Consider the following 14,725-nt stretch of genomic DNA (forward strand, 5'->3'; position numbering starts at 1 on the left):
GTCCCAGTCGTCGACCAGCGCTGCCACGCGGGCCAGCGCCTGGTCGCGGTCGCGGATGCGCAACGCCCCGGTGATGCGGGTCAGCCGCGTGCCGAAGGTGAAAATTTCAGCCCGGTCTGCGCCCTGCACCGCCGCATGCGCCAGTTTGAGATAGTCCGATGTATGCAGCTTCATCGAGCCCGACACGTCGATCAGGATCAGCAGCTTGCGCGGCACGGTCTGCCTGCGGCGCAGCAGCGGCGATGGCACATCGCCATCGGCGCTGACGATTTCTCGCAGCGACCGGCGCAGATCGAGCTTGCCGCGCGCGTGCGTGCGCACGGTGCGGAAGGAGCGGCGAGCGGGCAGGGCGGCGGAAAGCTTGCGGCGGAAGGCAGCAAGCCCGTTGCCGTCGCGCTGAAAGTCGCGGGCGCTCAACTGTTCGGCGCCAGACGATAGCTCGCCACCTTCCTCCTGGCGCGCCACCTCGCTCTCTTCGTCTCTGGTGCCGCCGTCGTCCTTGATACGGGTTTCCTCGTCGGCCTCGCCTTCGACCACAGCCGCGGTGTTGCCATAGAAATGGCTTTGGAAATGAGCCTCGAATTCATCGCGGCGGTCGGGCGGCGGCGCAAGCGTGGCAAGGGCTGCTTCGCGGATATCGGCCATAGAGCGCGGGCCAAGCAGCGTCACCGCCTGCATGAAGCCGGACACCTGCTCGGGCGCCACCGGAAAGCCATAGCGGCGCAGCAGCCGTCCGAAGCCGAGCAAGGGCGCAGCCGCCCGGGGCAAGGCTGTGGCGCTCACGCCAGTGCCTCCTCGACGATCCGGCCAAGCTCAGGCGCGATGTAGGACAGATCCTCCTCGTCCTTGATCAGCACGCCGATGGCGCGGCGGAACGCTTCCGGCCACGGGCTGCCGCCTTTTTCGAGGATCGTCGCGGCGTTCGCCCATTCGACCGCTTCGGCGATGCCCGGCGGCTTGGCCAGCGGGCGGGCGCGGATGTCGCGCACGGCAGAAGCCACGGCACGTGCGGTCGCCTCGGCGACTTCACCGGCGCGCAGCATGATGATCTCGGCCTCGCGCTCGGCGCCGGGATAGGTGATCCAGTGGTAGACGCAGCGCCGCCGCAGCGCTTCCGCCAGTTCGCGGGTGCGGTTCGAGGTCAGGATGACGATCGGCTGCGCCGTGGCGCGGATGGTGCCGCGCTCGGGGATGCTGATCTGGAAATCGGAAAGGAATTCCAGGAGCAGCGCTTCGAACTCGTGGTCCGAGCGATCGATCTCGTCGACCAGCAGCACGCGCTTTTCCGGCGCCTTCAGCACCTGCAGCAGCGGCCGCGCGATCAGGAAGCGGTCGTCATAGATGTCGACCTCATGCTCGCCGGCATGGCGGATGGCAAGCAGCTGGCGCTGGTAATTCCATTCGTAGAGCGCGTGCGCGGCGTCGATGCCCTCATAGCACTGCAGCCGCACCAGATCGCGTCCGAGCAGCTCGGCTATCGCCTTCGCCGCTTCCGTCTTGCCGACGCCGGGCGCGCCTTCGAGCAGCAACGGCTTGCCCAGCCGGATCGCCAGGAAGATGGCGGTGGCCAGGCTTTCATCAGCCAGATAGCGCGAGGCGGCGAGGCGCGACGCCACCGCCTCCGGCGAGGTCGCGACAGTTTCGGCGCTTCTCTTGGGCATTTCCAACACTCAGTTTGGCGCGCCGGCTTGCGCCTTCAGCGCCCGCAGGATGCGCTCCGGCGTGATTGGCAGCGTGTCGATGCGCACGCCGACGGCGTCGAAGACGGCATTGGCGACCGCCGGGATTTGCGGGTTGGCGCACATTTCGCCTGGCCCCTTGGCGCCGTACGGCCCATCGGCCGAGGGCCGTTCCAGCACGATGATCTCGGTTTGCGCGAGATCACCCGGGCCCGGCATCAGGTACTGGTTGAAATCGGTGCCGCCATGATCGCGACTTGGGTAATAGGGTTCGGTCGTCTCATAGAGCGCATGGCTGATGCCCATCCACGAGCCGCCGACAAGCTGCTGCTCGACCATTTTCGGGTTGAGCGCGCGGCCGATCTCGAAGACGTTCTTGACCGTCAGCACGGTGACTTCGCCGGTCTCGTCATCGACCTCGACTTCCGCCACCGTGCAGGCATGCGCATAGCAGGTCGACGGCTTCATCGCGCCGGTTTCTTTCTCCGGGTAGGAGCGGGGGATCAAAAACATGCCGCGGCCGGAAATCGAGCGGCCGTGCTTGAAATGCGCCGACAGCGCGACATCGAAGATCGAGATCGATTTCTGCGGCGCACCCTTGACCAGGATGTTGCCCAAGCCGTCGGTCTCGAGGTCCGAGGCATTCACTTCCAGCTCCTCGGCCGCCACTTCCAGCATCACCTGGCGGGCTTCCCTGGCCGCCTGGATGACGGCGTTGCCGGCCCGATGCGTGCCGCGCGAGGCGAAGGTGCCCATGCAGTGCGGACCGGTGTCGGTGTCGGCGGTGTCGACGACGACGCGGTCGGTCGGCACGCCGATCGTCTCGGCGCAGATCTGCGCCATGATCTGCTTCATGCCCTGGCCGAGATCGACGCTGGAAAGCGTGACCATGAAATTGCCGGTCGGGGTCGAATGCACCAGGGCCTGGGTTGGGTCGCCGCCGAGATTCATGCCGGTCGGGTAGTTGATCGCGGCCACGCCGCGTCCGCGCCTGATCGCCATCTCAAGCTCCCTTCGCGTAGGAGGACATGGCCAGATATTTTTCCGCCACCGGCCAGTTGGCGGCGCGCGACGCTTCCTGCATGCACTCGATCAGCGCGGCCCCTTCCGTCGGTTGGCGATGCGCTTTCATGTCGCCGTCGCGGTAGGCATTGATGAAGCGAAATTCGAGCGGGTCCATCCCGATCAGCCGGGCAAGCTTGTCCATCTGCACCTCCAGCGCGAAATCGCCAATGGTGACGCCGAAGCCGCGCATGGCGGAGGAGGGCGTGCGGTTGGTGTAGACGCAATAGGTGTCGATCCACACATTCGGGATCGTATAGGGGCCGGGATAGTGGCCAGCGCCCTTCTGCGCGCCATAGGGCGAATGGCGCGAATAGGCGCCGGCATCGGTGTAGCCGGTGACCTTGCGGGCGACGATTCGGCCGTCCTTCATGACGCCGTCCTTGATGACGACCTTTTCCGCCGCGCGCGGCGAGGAGATCTGCATCTCCTCCTCGCGGCTGTAGATGAAGGAGACCGGACGCCCGGTCAGCTTGGCGCCGAGGATGGCGATTGGCTCGACGATGACGTCGACCTTGCCGCCGAAACCGCCACCGACGGTGCCGCCGACGAAATGCAGCTTGTTGCCGGGCATCTGCAGGATGATCGAAGTGTTGTCGAGCGTGAAGAACATCGCCTGCGTGTTGGTATAGCAGGTGAAGCGGTCATTGCCCTCCGGCGCCACGACGCAGCCGGTCGTCTCGGTCGGCGCGTGCTCGATCGGCGAGGATTGGTAGGTCTGTTCCAGGACATGGTCGGCGCCGGCGAAGCCTGCCTCGACATCGCCGAAGCGCACCTTTCGGCATTCGCCGCTGTCATAGAGGTAATAGTTCTGGCCGTGATATTCGTTCACGATCGGCGCGCCGGGTTTTAGCGCCTCCTCCATGTCGAAGACGGCCGGCAGCACCTCGTAGTCGACCTTGACCTTGGCCGCCGCTTCCTGGGCGGCACGCTCGGTCTCTGCCAGCACCGCCACCACCGCCTCGCCCTTCCAGCGCACCTTGCCGTCGGCCAGCACCGTCTCGTCCTCCGGCCCGATCTGGATCAGGATCAGGATGGTGTAGACATTGTGCGGCACATCCTTAGCCGTCAGCACCTTGACGACGCCTGGATGTTTTTCCGCCTCTGATATGTCGATGCTGCGGATGCGGGCGTGATGGTGCGGGCTGCGCACCATTTTCAGGTGCACCATGCCGGGAAAGTTGCGGTCGGCGAAATAGGCGGTCTTGCCGGTGACATGACCGGGTGAATCGGAGCGCGGCCGGGGCTGGCCGATCTCGTGCAGATCGTCCTTGCGCTGGTCGGCGAAATAGCTCTTGCGGAGTTCCATCTTTTTTTACTCCCCTCAAGCCGCATGCTGCGAATTGGACCGTGCGGCGGTCAGCACCGCCTGGATGATCGGCTCGTAGCCCGTGCAGCGGCAGATATTGCCCGACAGCGCCTCGACAACTTCCTCGCGGCTGGGGTTCGGCGTGTGGTCGAGCAGAACCTTGGCCGCCATGATCATGCCCGGCGTGCAGAAGCCGCATTGCGTGGCGAAGGCGTCGAGGAAGGCGCGCTGCAAAGGATGCAGCACGCCGCCTTCCGAAAGCCCTGACGTCGTGGTGATGGTCGCGCCGTTGCAGGTCTCGGCCAGCGTCAGGCAGGAAAGCCGGAGCTCACCGTCGATGATGACCGAGCAGGCGCCGCATGTGCCTTGATGGCAGCCGCCTTTCGGCGAGGTGTCGCCGATCTTGTCGCGCAGTGCATGAAGCAGCGTCGTGCCGCTGTCGATGAATTCGGCCTTCTCCGCGCCGTTGAGCGTGAACTGAACCGGGACCTTTGCCATGTTTTCCTCCTTGCGCGCAGCCAAGCAAGCGCGCGCCCCAATGAGCAATTTCAGCCGAGCAGCAGCCGGCCGAGATGGACCGATAGGACTTCGTTGCGATACCAGGCACTGGCGATCGGATCGGTGACGGGCGAGGTCCCGTCGCTGGCTGCGGCAAGTGCTGGCGCGATGCCATCGCTGGTGAGTTTCCTGCCGAGCAGCGCCTTTTCTGCCGCCTTGGCGCGCATCGAACGGTCAGCCATGCAGCCAAGCGCGATCCGCGCCGAAGACACGGTGCCGTCCGGCGCCTGCTCCAGCACGGCGGCGATGCTGAGCACCGAGACGCCCTTCGGCTTGACCCTCGACACTTTCAGGAAGCGAAAGCCGCCATCTACTGGCAAGCTGAAGCCGACCGCGGTGACGATGGCGTGGTGGCTTTCGCGTTTTGCCAGGAAGGTTTCGATCGGCAGGTCACCGCCATCGGTGCTGACGCTGGCATCCAACGCCAGCAGCGCGACGGTGAAATCGCCATAGGGCGCCGGGGCGAAGAGATTGCCGCCGACTGTCGCCATGTTGCGGATCGCCGGGCCGCCGACGGCGCGCGCCGCGCCGCTAAGCGCAGCGAGATCCGGGTGACGGGCGATCGCCGCCATGGTCACCGAAGCGCCGATGTGGACCTCGCTGCCGGAAACGGTGATGGCCGACAGCACCGGTTCGGTCGACCTGATAAGGCTGGAGACCGAGACATCGCCTTCATTGGCGGCGCGCACGACCAGCGTGCCGCCGCCGAGATAGCGGGTGCCGGCAGCTTTCAATGCCGCATTCGCGTCCTTCACCGTCGAAAAAGTCTGCAATGCAAGCGCCATGGAACGCTCCTGTTTGTCAGCCCAATTCAGTTCAACCTTGACCGGCGAAATGATTCTTCAGGGCGTTGAAGCCGCCCTGGAAAACGTTGGCGCCCATGCCCTCGGCCAATTTGTCGGCCTCTTCCGGAGCAGCGTCGAAGCTGGCGGTCCATTCGGCATAGGTGCGGTCGCCGTCGGTCACCCGCCGCAATCGCAGTGTCGCCTTGTGATTGGTGAGCGGCTGCGGCGTCTCCAGGATGGAATAGCTGACAAGGAAATTGTCGTCGGAGAAGTCGAGCAGCTTTTCGCGGATACGGGCGCCGCTGGCGAGCTCGAAATTGCGCACGCAGCCGATCGTGCCGGCATCCTTGCCGTCCTCGATATGGCTCTCGACCATGCGCGGGTGCCAGCTCGGCAGGCCGTTGAAGTCGCGTATGCGCGCCCAGACCTTTTCGACCGGTGCGTCGATGACGCTGGAGATGGTGACTTTCGCCATATGATCGTTCCCTTGCAAATATGTGTGTCGCGAGGGTAGGGCGGCGAGCCCGGCGGCGCTTATCAATGCGTCTTGAACACCTATCAAATAGTCTGAAAATGGTTCAGGAAATGGCCCGCGCCGCCTCGCGATAGAGTGTCGGCGGAACGCCGACATGGTCGCGGAAGAAGCGCGAGAAATTGCCCTGCGTGGTGAAGCCGAGATTGCAGGCCACTGAGATCAGCGGCTCCTGCGACCACTGCAACTGCCGCACCGCTTCTTCCATGCGCAGCGTGTTCCAATAGACGTTGGGCGTCAGATTGGTCCGCTCCTTGAACAGCGCGAAGAAATGCGGCCGCGACAGGCCGACGCTGCGCGCAACGTCATCGAAGCAGATGCGCTCGCAGACATTGGCCTTCATCAGCTGGATCGCCTTGCGAACGCGGAAGTCCTGCATGGTATGGACGCGGGCGCGCGTCACCGGCGGGGCCGAAGCGTCAGCAGCATCGAGCAGGCTGTCGATAAAACGCTCGATCTCGTAATTGGCGATGTCGTCGATGCTCTCATTGTCGCTGAGATGGTCGAGAAGGTTGGCCGCCGCCTTGTGCAGCCATGGCTCCAGCACGATCGCCGACGTCGAGAACAGCGGCGCGGCGGACGGCAGATCGCGGCGTCGTCGCGCCCAGTCCGGATCGATGTAGAAGGCGAGGAACAGGCCGGGCCGGCCGTCGCGGGACAGAGCGTGGCTGTGCGGCTGGAAGGAATTGATGCCGGCGGCGGTGCCCGGTCCAAGTCGCACCGTCTCGCGGCCGATGGTCATCTCGCCGGCCGTGCCTTCCAGCCAGATGATGATGTGCGCCTCGACATGGGCATGGGTGACGAAGTCGCTGGCGACGTTCAGGACAGAAACATGTCCGAACCGGCCCCAGTAGAGCCTGATCGCTTCCGTCATGGGTATATCCTCCCGCAGGCGACTGGCCTCCCTTCGCCTGCAATGGGGATAGTGCGGCGGGCTTAGTGTCCGCGTCAAGGCACCTGCGCACGCCAGGTGCCTGCGATAAGCTATAGCAGCGGATTTTCAGACTGAGCGATAGCTTAGCGCCCCTTCTCCCCTTGTGGGAGAAGGTGGATCGGCGCGTTAGTGTCGAGACGGATGAGGGGTGTTGGAAGAAATGAGGCGGTGGATCTTTGCTATTGCCAAGCTGGAACATCCATCATCCGACCTCGCTTCGCGAGGCCACCTTCTCCCACAAGGGGAGAAGGGGAAGGCGCCACCTCTCAAACCGACGCGGTCAGGCCGCCGTCGACATAAAGCGTGTGGCCATTGACGAAGGACGATGCATCCGACGCCAGGAAGACTGCGGCGCCGATCAGTTCATCGACATTGCCCCAGCGCCCGGCCGGCGTGCGCTTCTCCAGCCAGGCGGAGAATTCCGGATTGTCGACCAGCGCCTGGTTCATCTCGGTGCGGAAATAGCCGGGCGCGATGGCATTGATCTGCAGGCCGTGTTTCGCCCAGTCGGCGCACATGCCCCTGGTCAGGTTCCTGATCGCGCCCTTGGTCGCCGTGTAGGGCGCGATGCCGGTTCTGGCGAGCTCGCTTTGCACCGAACCGATGTTGATGATCTTGCCTTTGCCGCGCGGAATCATGTGCCGGGCCACCGCCTTGCCGGCGTGGAAGGCGCCCGAGACATTGGTCTTGAACAGGCGCTCCCACTGCTCCTCGGGAAAATCCTCGAGCGGCGCGCGGAACTGCACGCCGGCATTGTTGACGAGGATGTCGATGGCGCCGATCTCGGCCTCGATCCGGGCAATGTCTTCATCGACCGCATGAAAATCGGTCACGTCGAAGATCGAGGCATGCGCCTTGAAGCCGGCGTCGCCCAGCCTTGCCACCGCACCAGCGACCTTGCCCGGATCGCGGCCGTTCAGCACCACGCTCGCGCCATGCTCGGCAAGGCCCCGCGCCAGGGCAAAGCCGATTCCCTGGCCGGAACCGGTGATCAGCACCAGCCGTCCGTCGAGGCTGAAGAGGGATTTCACCATCAGACTGTCTTTTGTTTGACAATGATCTTATCCGAACCGACGGTCAGCGCCGCTTTCGCCGGCGCGGACCTTCGGTTCGGGATCATGGTCCTATTCGTTGCGCCTGAAATTGCGTAGCCGGTCGAACAGGACCGCCATCAGAATAGCGCCGCCAATAAAGGTACCTTGCCAGAACGCATTGATGCCGAGCAGGCCGAGACTGTTGCGGATCACCTCGATCAGCGCTGCGCCGACGACGGCGCCAAAGGCCGTACCCATGCCGCCCGCCAAATTGGCGCCGCCGATGACGGTGGCGGCGATAACCTGAAGCTCCATGCCGTTGCCGAGATTGGTGGTGACGGCGCCCAGCCAGCCGGTCTGGATGATGCCGGCAACGCCCGCTGCCAGCGCCGAGATCATGTAGACCGCGACCTTGATCTGGCGCACCGGAACGCCGGTCAGCGTCGCCGCATGCTCGTTGCCACCGATGGCGAAGATGTGCCGGCCGAATTTCGTCCAGCGCAGCACGAAGCCGGTGATCAGCGCCAGCAAGATGGTGTAGAGCACCGGATTGGCGATGCCGAACACCCAGGCGCCGCCGCCCAACGCCAGAAGCTTGTCGTGATCGGGCCCGAACTGGAAGACGACGGTGTTGTTGGAGGCGACCATGGCCAGGCTGCGGGCGATCGACAGCATTCCGAGCGTCACCACGAAGGGCGGAAAGCCGAGATAGGCGATCAAAATGCCGTTGAAGGCGCCGATAATCAGCGCTGTCGCGATCGCAGCGGCGATGCCGACCTCGATGCCGTAGCCGGCATGCATGGTGACGGCCAGCACCATCGAGCACAGGCAAAGTACCGAGCCGACCGACAGGTCGATGCCGCCGGTGATGATGACAAACGTCATTCCGAGCGCCACAATGGCGACGAAAGTGACGTTGCGGGTGATGTTGTAGAGGTTCTTCGTCGTGGCGAAGGAATCCGTGGCCACGGACAGGAACAGACAGGCGAGGATGACCGCGATCACCACCCAGAAGGTCTGGCTGGCAAACACCCTGCTCAGCAAAGTGTGCTGTTTCTGCGCGATCGTCTGGTCAAGAGTTACTGCCATCGTCGACCTTTATTTGCTTGCGTGGTGGAACCCGCTGACATCAAACCTGTTCGATGGCGCCGGTAATGAGCCCGGTGACTTCCTCGGGCGAACTCGACGCGATCGTCTTGTCGGCGACCTTGCGGCCGCGCCGCATGACGATGACGCGATCGGCAACATCAAAGACGTCTGGCATGCGGTGACTGATCAGCACGACCGCAATGCCCTGGTCGCGCAGATGGCGGATCAGGTTCAGCACCTCGGCGACCTGCCGGACCGAGATCGCCGCCGTCGGCTCGTCCATCAGCACGATCTTGGCTTGCGAAAGCATGGTGCGGGCGATCGCCACCGCTTGCCGCTGGCCGCCCGACATCTGCTTGACCAGGTCGCGCGGGCGGGTCTCGGATTTCAGCTCGGCAAAGATCTGGCCGGCGCGCTTGTACATCGCGGCGTAGTCGAGGATGCGAAACGGGCCGATGCCGCGGCGCAGCTCGCGTCCGAGATAAACATTGGCGGCGGCCGTCAGATTGTTGCACAGCGCGAGATCCTGATGGACGATCTCGATGCCGTGCTGGCGCGCCTCCACCGGCTTGTGCAGGATCAGATCCTTGCCGTCCATCTGCATCGTGCCATGGCTCGGGGGGAAATTGCCGGCGATCATCTTGACCAGCGTCGACTTGCCGGCGCCGTTGTCGCCCATCAGGCCGACCACCTGTCCGGCCTCGATCGAGAGCGAAACGTCGTTGACAGCCTGGATGGCGCCGAAATGTTTCGAGATATTGGTGAGTTCGAGAACCGACACCAGACTGCTTCCTCCCCGTGCTTTCGGCCGGCGGTTCTGCCGCGGCCCTCGCTCTTTTCCGGCCCCTCCCGGAAACAGCGCTTTCGCCCATTTACGCACATGCCCCCTTGGCGTCAACAGCGGCTTCTTTCGAAAAATCCGTTTTGTAGGACAAATAGCAATTGACGTTCGTCGCAAGCCGATATTAGCTAAGCGCCGGAGGAGATTATGCCGATCTCCTGTTCCGGCTCGCCGGGCGGAGTAGGCGGAGGTTTATCGGTCGAGGATCTGGCAGCGTCCGTATCGCGCTGGTCTGCTACCGCATCTGGAAATGCTTATCGGCCCGGCTTGGCGACACGAGCGCTCGCGAAACGAACCTCTGTCATCGCTTGACCCGGGCTGGTCTGTGTGGCGGGCACGCCGTGTCCGTCTGTTTCAAGGGAGGACTGACATGAGGAAATCACTATTGCTCGCCGCCGTCGCCGTCATGGCGTTGGGTGCCGGGCCGGCTTTGGCCAAGAAACAGCTCGTCATCGTGGTGAAGGGGCTCGACAATCCGTTCTTCGAGGCCATCAACCAGGGTTGCCAGAAATGGAACAAGGAAAATGCCAGCTCGGAGTATGAGTGCTTCTACACCGGCCCGGCATCGACCTCGGACGAGGCCGGCGAAGCCCAGATCGTTCAGGACATGCTGAGCAAGCCCGATACAGTGGCGATGGCCATTTCGCCGTCCAACGCGCCGCTGATCGCGCAGACGATCAAAAGCGCCAATCCGTCGATCCCGATCATGACGCTCGACGCCGACCTCAGCAAGGAAGATGCGGGGCTGCGCAAGACCTATCTCGGCACCGACAACTACCTGATGGGATACAAGATCGGCGAGTACATCAAGAAGGGCAAGCCGGATGGCGGCAAGATCTGCACCATCCAAGGCAATCCGGCGGCCGACAACATCCTGCGCCGCGCCCAAGGCATGCGCGACGCGCTTACAGGCCAGAAGGATCTCCCGGCGCTCGCCGGCGAGGGCGGCTGGACCGAAGTTGCCGGCTGCCCGGTGTTCACCAATGACGACGGCGCCAAGGGCGTGCAGGCGATGACCGATATCCTCGCCGCCAATCCCGATCTCGACGCCTTCGGCATCATGGGCGGCTGGCCGCTGTTCGGCGCGCCGCAGCCCTATCGCGACCTGTTCAAGCCGATGGCCGACAAGATCGCCAAGAACGAGTTCGTCATCGGCGCCGCCGATACGATCGGTGATGAAGTGGCCATTGCCAAGGAGGGTCTGGTGACCGCGCTGGTCGGCCAACGGCCGTTCGAGATGGGCTACAAGGCGCCCTCGGTGATGATCGACCTGGTCGAAGGCAAGCCCGTCGCCGATCCAGTCTTCACCGGTCTCGACGAGTGCACCAAAGATACGGTCGACACCTGCATCCAGAAGTAGGTTCGCAGTTTTCGGGGCGTCCGATCGACGGGCGCCCCGTCACGCCGGTTCATGAAACGTGCGAGGCGACATTGCCGGGGCGAACCGCTCCTGCTTTGCCGCGCCTTGAGTTCAGCCTGCACCGGGGGAACGTGGATGCCGGACGCAAGACCGAAAAAGCGACTTACCACGGTCAAGGAACGGGCCAAGATCAAGGCACGGGCCGCCCGTCCGGTCGGCGCTCGCCGTGCCGACGCGGCGCTGATCCCCGGATCGAGCGTGCATGCGTCGCTGGCCAACGAGATCGGTCTTCGGATCGTGCGCGGCGACTATCCGCCGGGAACCATCCTGCCCAACGAAGCTAAATGGTCGGAGACCTTCGACGTCAGCCGCTCGGCCGTGCGCGAGGCGATCAAGATGCTGATGGCCAAGAGCCTGCTCGCCTCACGCCCGAAGATCGGCAGCTGGGTCGAGCCGAAGGAGCGCTGGAATCTACTCGATCGCGACGTGCTCGCCTGGTACGCGACGGCGCCCGATCGCGAAATGTTCCTGCGCACGGTGCAGGAGTTTCGTCACATCATCGAGCCGGAAGCCAGCGCCTTTGCCGCGATCCGGCGTAGCGACGAACAGATGGCCGAGATCAGCCAGGCCTGCCGGGAGATGGGGGAGGCGGCGACGCTGCCGGAACGCACCCGCGCGGATACCCGTTTTCATCTGGCCATCCTGCGTGCCTCGGGCAACGATCTCCTGGTGCCGCTCGGCGTGCTGATCGAATCGGCGCTCGACCACCTCTTCGTTTTCGTCACGCGCGAAACCAGCGACCAGCCTCGGGCGCAGGCGCTGCATGAGGCCATCGAGAAGAACATCCGTCTCCAGCGGCCGGCTGCAGCCCGCACGGCAGTGCACAGACTACTCGCCAACACTGACGACGTTATCGGACGGTCACGGCGGTAATTCATCCAGCAAGGCTGGCGCCGTCTGCCCCTGCCTTACGTTGGCGATTGGCGAAAGCCGAAGTGACGTCCAATCTCACCCCCCCTTGCGGGGGAGATCGGCCGCTTCGCCGACCGCGCCTACTCCGGAATGAGGGTGCCCGGCAGGCAGCCGAGGGGGCAGCGCCAGCCTTGACCAAACACTAAGGTCGGTCACCTCAAATCTTCTACTACTTGCCGTCCTTGCTCGGTGTCAGGTCGACGCCGTTGATCTTGCCGATATGCGTTGCCAGCATCGGCACATATTGATCGGCGGGCCCGGCGGCGAAGGCGCCGGCGAAGGCGTTCTTCGTGGCATTGCCGAGCGGGTTGGCGATGCCGGCAGCACCCGCCATCGATTCGAGATAGGTGAGGTCCTTGAAGGCGTTGGCGATGGTGAATTTGTGCGCGTCGCGGTCGCCTTCGAGCGTCCAGCGCATGAAGGTCTGGTAGAAGCCGCAATCCATGCGGCCGTTGCGGATGACGCTGTCGAAGCGCGGCGGCGAGATGCCGACCTTCTGCGCCAGCGCCAGCGCCTCGGAATAGATCGCCGCATAGCCCAGCGAGATGAAATTGTTGAGCAGCTTCATGCGGTGGCCATCGCCGGTGTCGCCGATATGGACGATGCGGCCAGCCCAGGTGTCGAGCACCGGCTTCAGCCGGGCAAAGACCGCGTCGGACGCACCGACCATGGCGTCGAGCGTGCCCTCCCACGCCTCCTTCGGCGTGCGGCTGAGCGGGGCATCGACATAGTCGACGCCGAGCGCCTTGAGTTCGGCGGCAAGCGCTACGGTCGAGGTCGGATCCGAGGTGGAGCAATCGACGACCATCGAGCCCTTTTTCAGGCCCTCCTTGAGGCCGCCGGGTCCGCGGATGATGGCTTCGACCTCGCGCGAGCCGGTGACGCAGATGAAGACGATATCGGATGCCGCTGCGACATCGCGCGAGGTCGCCGCTTCCTTCGCGCCACGGCCGAGCAGGTCGTCCGCCGGAGCGCGGTTTTTGCGGCCGAGAAACGTCAGGGCATAGCCCTTGTCGACGATGTTCTTGGCGATCCCGTGTCCCATCAGGCCAAGCCCGATGAAGCCGATCTTTTCGCTCGCGGCAGTCGTATTCATGTCGTGTCGTCCTGTGTTGCTGGTATCGATGACGGTGCTGCGCTTTGGCAGGCGAATTGTTGAAGCGGGTTTTTGCCGCAGGCGATGGTCGGCGATTGCGGAATGCCATATTGTCTGACAATACACATGAATCCTACGGAATGTGGAGAGCAAAAATGACCAAGCGGATCATGTTCACCGGCGGCAGCGGCAAGGCCGGGCGTCATGTCGTGCAGTATCTGGTCGAGCAGGGCTGCCAGGTGCTCAACATCGATACCAAGCCGCTCGACAATCCCAAGGTGCGCACGCTGATCACCGACATCACCGACAGCGGGCAGGTGTTCAATGCACTGTCCAGCTATATGGGCCTGCACGAGTTCGACCCGTCGCTGCGCGCGCAGCCGGTCGATGCCGTGGTGCATTTCGCGGCGATCCCGCGCATCATGATCACGCCCGATAACGAGGTGTTCCGCATCAACGCGCTTGGCACCTACAATGTCATCGAGGCGGCGGTGAAGCTCGGCATCCGCAAGGTGGTGATCGCTTCCAGCGAGACAACTTACGGCCTGGTCTTTGCCAACGAGCCGCGCGACCCGACGCATTTCCCGCTCGACGAGGACTATGATGTCGATCCGATGGACAGCTATGCGCTGTCCAAGATCGTCAACGAGAAGACGGCGCGTGCCTTCGCGCTGCGCAGCGGCATCGACATCTACGCTTTGCGCATCGGCAACGTCATCGAACCGCACGAATATTCGCTGTTTCCGAAATGGTTCGCCGATCCGGGTTTCCGCAAGCGGATCGCCTGGAGCTACATCGACGCGCGCGATCTCGGCCAGATCACGTTGCGCGCTATCGAGAAGGACGGGCTCGGCTATCAGGTGTTCAACGCCGCCAACGACGACACTTCGTCCGACCTGCCGACGGCCGAACTGCTGAGGCGGTTTTATCCTGACGTGCCGGTTAAGGGCGAACTTGGCGAATACGAGACGCTGCTCTCCAACCGCAAAGCGCGGGACGTGCTCGGGTTTCGTCCTGAGCATAGCTGGCGGAAATACGTCAAGACGGCCTGACAGGGCGTCGATCCTGGCTGATCTGTGCACGGCGGCCGGGTTTCCAACCCGGGGTCTTTCCCGTGCTTGACAGTCTTCGGAATCCGGACTTTGTGAGCACATGCGGGACGGCAAGCCGAATAAGGGAAAAACACCGGCCAAGGCGGCGTCCGCCGAGCGCCCGACCGCCGTTCGCCGTGCGGATGCGGCGCGCATGCCTGGATCGAGCGTGCATGCGTCGCTGGCCAATGAGATTGGTCTGAGGATCGTGCGCGGCGACTATCCGCCGGGAACCATCCTGCCCAACGAAGCCAAGTGGTCGGAGACCTTCGACGTCAGCCGCTCGGCGGTGCGCGAAGCGATCAAGATGCTGATGGCCAAGAGCCTGCTGGCCTCGCGCCCCAAGATCGGCAGCTGGGTCGAGCCGAAAGAGCGCTGGAACC

Annotated in this window: 16 protein-coding genes; 4 read left to right on the forward strand and 12 right to left on the reverse strand. The window is 63.8% G+C overall.

Features of this window, described 5'->3' with window-relative positions:
• From EOB36_RS29340 to EOB36_RS29390, 11 genes are all read right to left on the reverse strand, one after another.
• A partial coding sequence (locus EOB36_RS29340; RefSeq protein ID WP_206637221.1) for a VWA domain-containing protein occupies positions 1-726 on the reverse strand: 726 nt, incomplete at its 3' end.
• A 53-nt stretch (positions 727-779) separates the two neighbouring features.
• Positions 780-1,661 carry a MoxR family ATPase gene (locus tag EOB36_RS29345; protein WP_095482628.1) on the reverse strand — a complete coding sequence of 294 codons (882 nt, stop codon included), beginning with the start codon at positions 1,659-1,661 and terminating at the stop codon, positions 780-782.
• A 9-nt stretch (positions 1,662-1,670) separates the two neighbouring features.
• The gene (locus EOB36_RS35845; RefSeq protein WP_128286247.1) at positions 1,671-2,681 is read right to left on the reverse strand and encodes a molybdopterin cofactor-binding domain-containing protein; all 1,011 of its coding nucleotides are present in this window, start codon (positions 2,679-2,681) and stop codon (positions 1,671-1,673) included.
• Position 2,682: 1 nt separating this feature from the next.
• Positions 2,683-4,050 (reverse strand): xanthine dehydrogenase family protein molybdopterin-binding subunit, encoded by a 1,368-nt coding sequence (locus tag EOB36_RS35850; RefSeq protein WP_128286248.1) that lies wholly within the window; start codon positions 4,048-4,050, stop codon positions 2,683-2,685.
• A 15-nt stretch (positions 4,051-4,065) separates the two neighbouring features.
• Entirely contained in the window at positions 4,066-4,548 is a 483-nt protein-coding gene (locus tag EOB36_RS29360; protein ID WP_128286249.1) for a (2Fe-2S)-binding protein, read from the reverse strand.
• A 50-nt stretch (positions 4,549-4,598) separates the two neighbouring features.
• Complete coding sequence (locus EOB36_RS29365) at positions 4,599-5,393, reverse strand: FAD binding domain-containing protein (protein ID WP_095482625.1); 795 nt, start codon at positions 5,391-5,393, stop codon at positions 4,599-4,601.
• A gap of 31 nt (positions 5,394-5,424) precedes the next feature.
• Positions 5,425-5,868: an SRPBCC family protein gene (locus tag EOB36_RS29370; protein WP_095482624.1), complete on the reverse strand. Its 444-nt coding sequence runs from the start codon at positions 5,866-5,868 to the stop codon at positions 5,425-5,427.
• Between the two features lie 103 nt (positions 5,869-5,971).
• Positions 5,972-6,799 (reverse strand): AraC family transcriptional regulator, encoded by an 828-nt coding sequence (locus EOB36_RS29375; RefSeq protein ID WP_128286250.1) that lies wholly within the window; start codon positions 6,797-6,799, stop codon positions 5,972-5,974.
• A gap of 326 nt (positions 6,800-7,125) precedes the next feature.
• The gene (locus EOB36_RS29380; protein WP_095482942.1) at positions 7,126-7,893 is read right to left on the reverse strand and encodes an SDR family oxidoreductase; all 768 of its coding nucleotides are present in this window, start codon (positions 7,891-7,893) and stop codon (positions 7,126-7,128) included.
• Positions 7,894-7,983: 90 nt separating this feature from the next.
• On the reverse strand, positions 7,984-8,982 hold the full coding sequence (locus tag EOB36_RS29385) for an ABC transporter permease (RefSeq protein WP_126105818.1): 999 nt from the start codon (positions 8,980-8,982) through the stop codon (positions 7,984-7,986).
• Between the two features lie 40 nt (positions 8,983-9,022).
• The gene (locus EOB36_RS29390; RefSeq protein ID WP_095482940.1) at positions 9,023-9,763 is read right to left on the reverse strand and encodes an ATP-binding cassette domain-containing protein; all 741 of its coding nucleotides are present in this window, start codon (positions 9,761-9,763) and stop codon (positions 9,023-9,025) included.
• 430 nt (positions 9,764-10,193) lie between these two features.
• Here EOB36_RS29390 and EOB36_RS29395 point away from each other — a divergent pair, with 430 nt between their 5' ends.
• Positions 10,194-11,183 carry a sugar-binding protein gene (locus tag EOB36_RS29395; RefSeq protein WP_095482939.1) on the forward strand — a complete coding sequence of 330 codons (990 nt, stop codon included), beginning with the start codon at positions 10,194-10,196 and terminating at the stop codon, positions 11,181-11,183.
• Between the two features lie 135 nt (positions 11,184-11,318).
• On the forward strand, positions 11,319-12,116 hold the full coding sequence (locus tag EOB36_RS29400; protein WP_095482938.1) for a FadR/GntR family transcriptional regulator: 798 nt from the start codon (positions 11,319-11,321) through the stop codon (positions 12,114-12,116).
• A gap of 208 nt (positions 12,117-12,324) precedes the next feature.
• Here EOB36_RS29400 and EOB36_RS29405 read toward each other — a convergent pair whose 3' ends face one another.
• Positions 12,325-13,251, reverse strand: a complete 927-nt coding sequence (locus EOB36_RS29405; RefSeq protein ID WP_095482937.1) for an NAD(P)-dependent oxidoreductase — start codon at positions 13,249-13,251, stop codon at positions 12,325-12,327.
• 155 nt (positions 13,252-13,406) lie between these two features.
• Between EOB36_RS29405 and EOB36_RS29410 the strand changes: the two genes are divergently transcribed.
• Positions 13,407-14,303 (forward strand): NAD(P)-dependent oxidoreductase, encoded by an 897-nt coding sequence (locus tag EOB36_RS29410; RefSeq protein WP_095482936.1) that lies wholly within the window; start codon positions 13,407-13,409, stop codon positions 14,301-14,303.
• Positions 14,304-14,496: 193 nt separating this feature from the next.
• Positions 14,497-14,725 (forward strand): GntR family transcriptional regulator (locus tag EOB36_RS29415; protein ID WP_245467933.1); only part of this gene is annotated, 229 nt, incomplete at its 3' end.

The organism is Mesorhizobium sp. M6A.T.Cr.TU.017.01.1.1, assembly GCF_004023115.1.
Classification (GTDB): domain Bacteria; phylum Pseudomonadota; class Alphaproteobacteria; order Rhizobiales; family Rhizobiaceae; genus Mesorhizobium; species Mesorhizobium mediterraneum.

Excerpts from the sequence above, each read along its gene's own strand:
- EOB36_RS29345 (WP_095482628.1), bottom strand. The coding sequence starts at position 1,661 with ATGCCCAAGAGAAGCGCCGAAACTGTCGCGACCTCGCCGGAGGCGGTG.
- EOB36_RS35845 (WP_128286247.1), bottom strand. The coding sequence starts at position 2,681 with ATGGCGATCAGGCGCGGACGCGGCGTGGCCGCGATCAACTACCCGACC.
- EOB36_RS35850 (WP_128286248.1), bottom strand. The coding sequence starts at position 4,050 with ATGGAACTCCGCAAGAGCTATTTCGCCGACCAGCGCAAGGACGATCTG.
- EOB36_RS29360 (WP_128286249.1), bottom strand. The coding sequence starts at position 4,548 with ATGGCAAAGGTCCCGGTTCAGTTCACGCTCAACGGCGCGGAGAAGGCC.
- EOB36_RS29365 (WP_095482625.1), bottom strand. The coding sequence starts at position 5,393 with ATGGCGCTTGCATTGCAGACTTTTTCGACGGTGAAGGACGCGAATGCG.
- EOB36_RS29370 (WP_095482624.1), bottom strand. The coding sequence starts at position 5,868 with ATGGCGAAAGTCACCATCTCCAGCGTCATCGACGCACCGGTCGAAAAG.
- EOB36_RS29375 (WP_128286250.1), bottom strand. The coding sequence starts at position 6,799 with ATGACGGAAGCGATCAGGCTCTACTGGGGCCGGTTCGGACATGTTTCT.
- EOB36_RS29380 (WP_095482942.1), bottom strand. The coding sequence starts at position 7,893 with ATGGTGAAATCCCTCTTCAGCCTCGACGGACGGCTGGTGCTGATCACC.
- EOB36_RS29385 (WP_126105818.1), bottom strand. The coding sequence starts at position 8,982 with ATGGCAGTAACTCTTGACCAGACGATCGCGCAGAAACAGCACACTTTG.
- EOB36_RS29395 (WP_095482939.1), top strand. The coding sequence starts at position 10,194 with ATGAGGAAATCACTATTGCTCGCCGCCGTCGCCGTCATGGCGTTGGGT.
- EOB36_RS29400 (WP_095482938.1), top strand. The coding sequence starts at position 11,319 with ATGCCGGACGCAAGACCGAAAAAGCGACTTACCACGGTCAAGGAACGG.
- EOB36_RS29405 (WP_095482937.1), bottom strand. The coding sequence starts at position 13,251 with ATGAATACGACTGCCGCGAGCGAAAAGATCGGCTTCATCGGGCTTGGC.
- EOB36_RS29410 (WP_095482936.1), top strand. The coding sequence starts at position 13,407 with ATGACCAAGCGGATCATGTTCACCGGCGGCAGCGGCAAGGCCGGGCGT.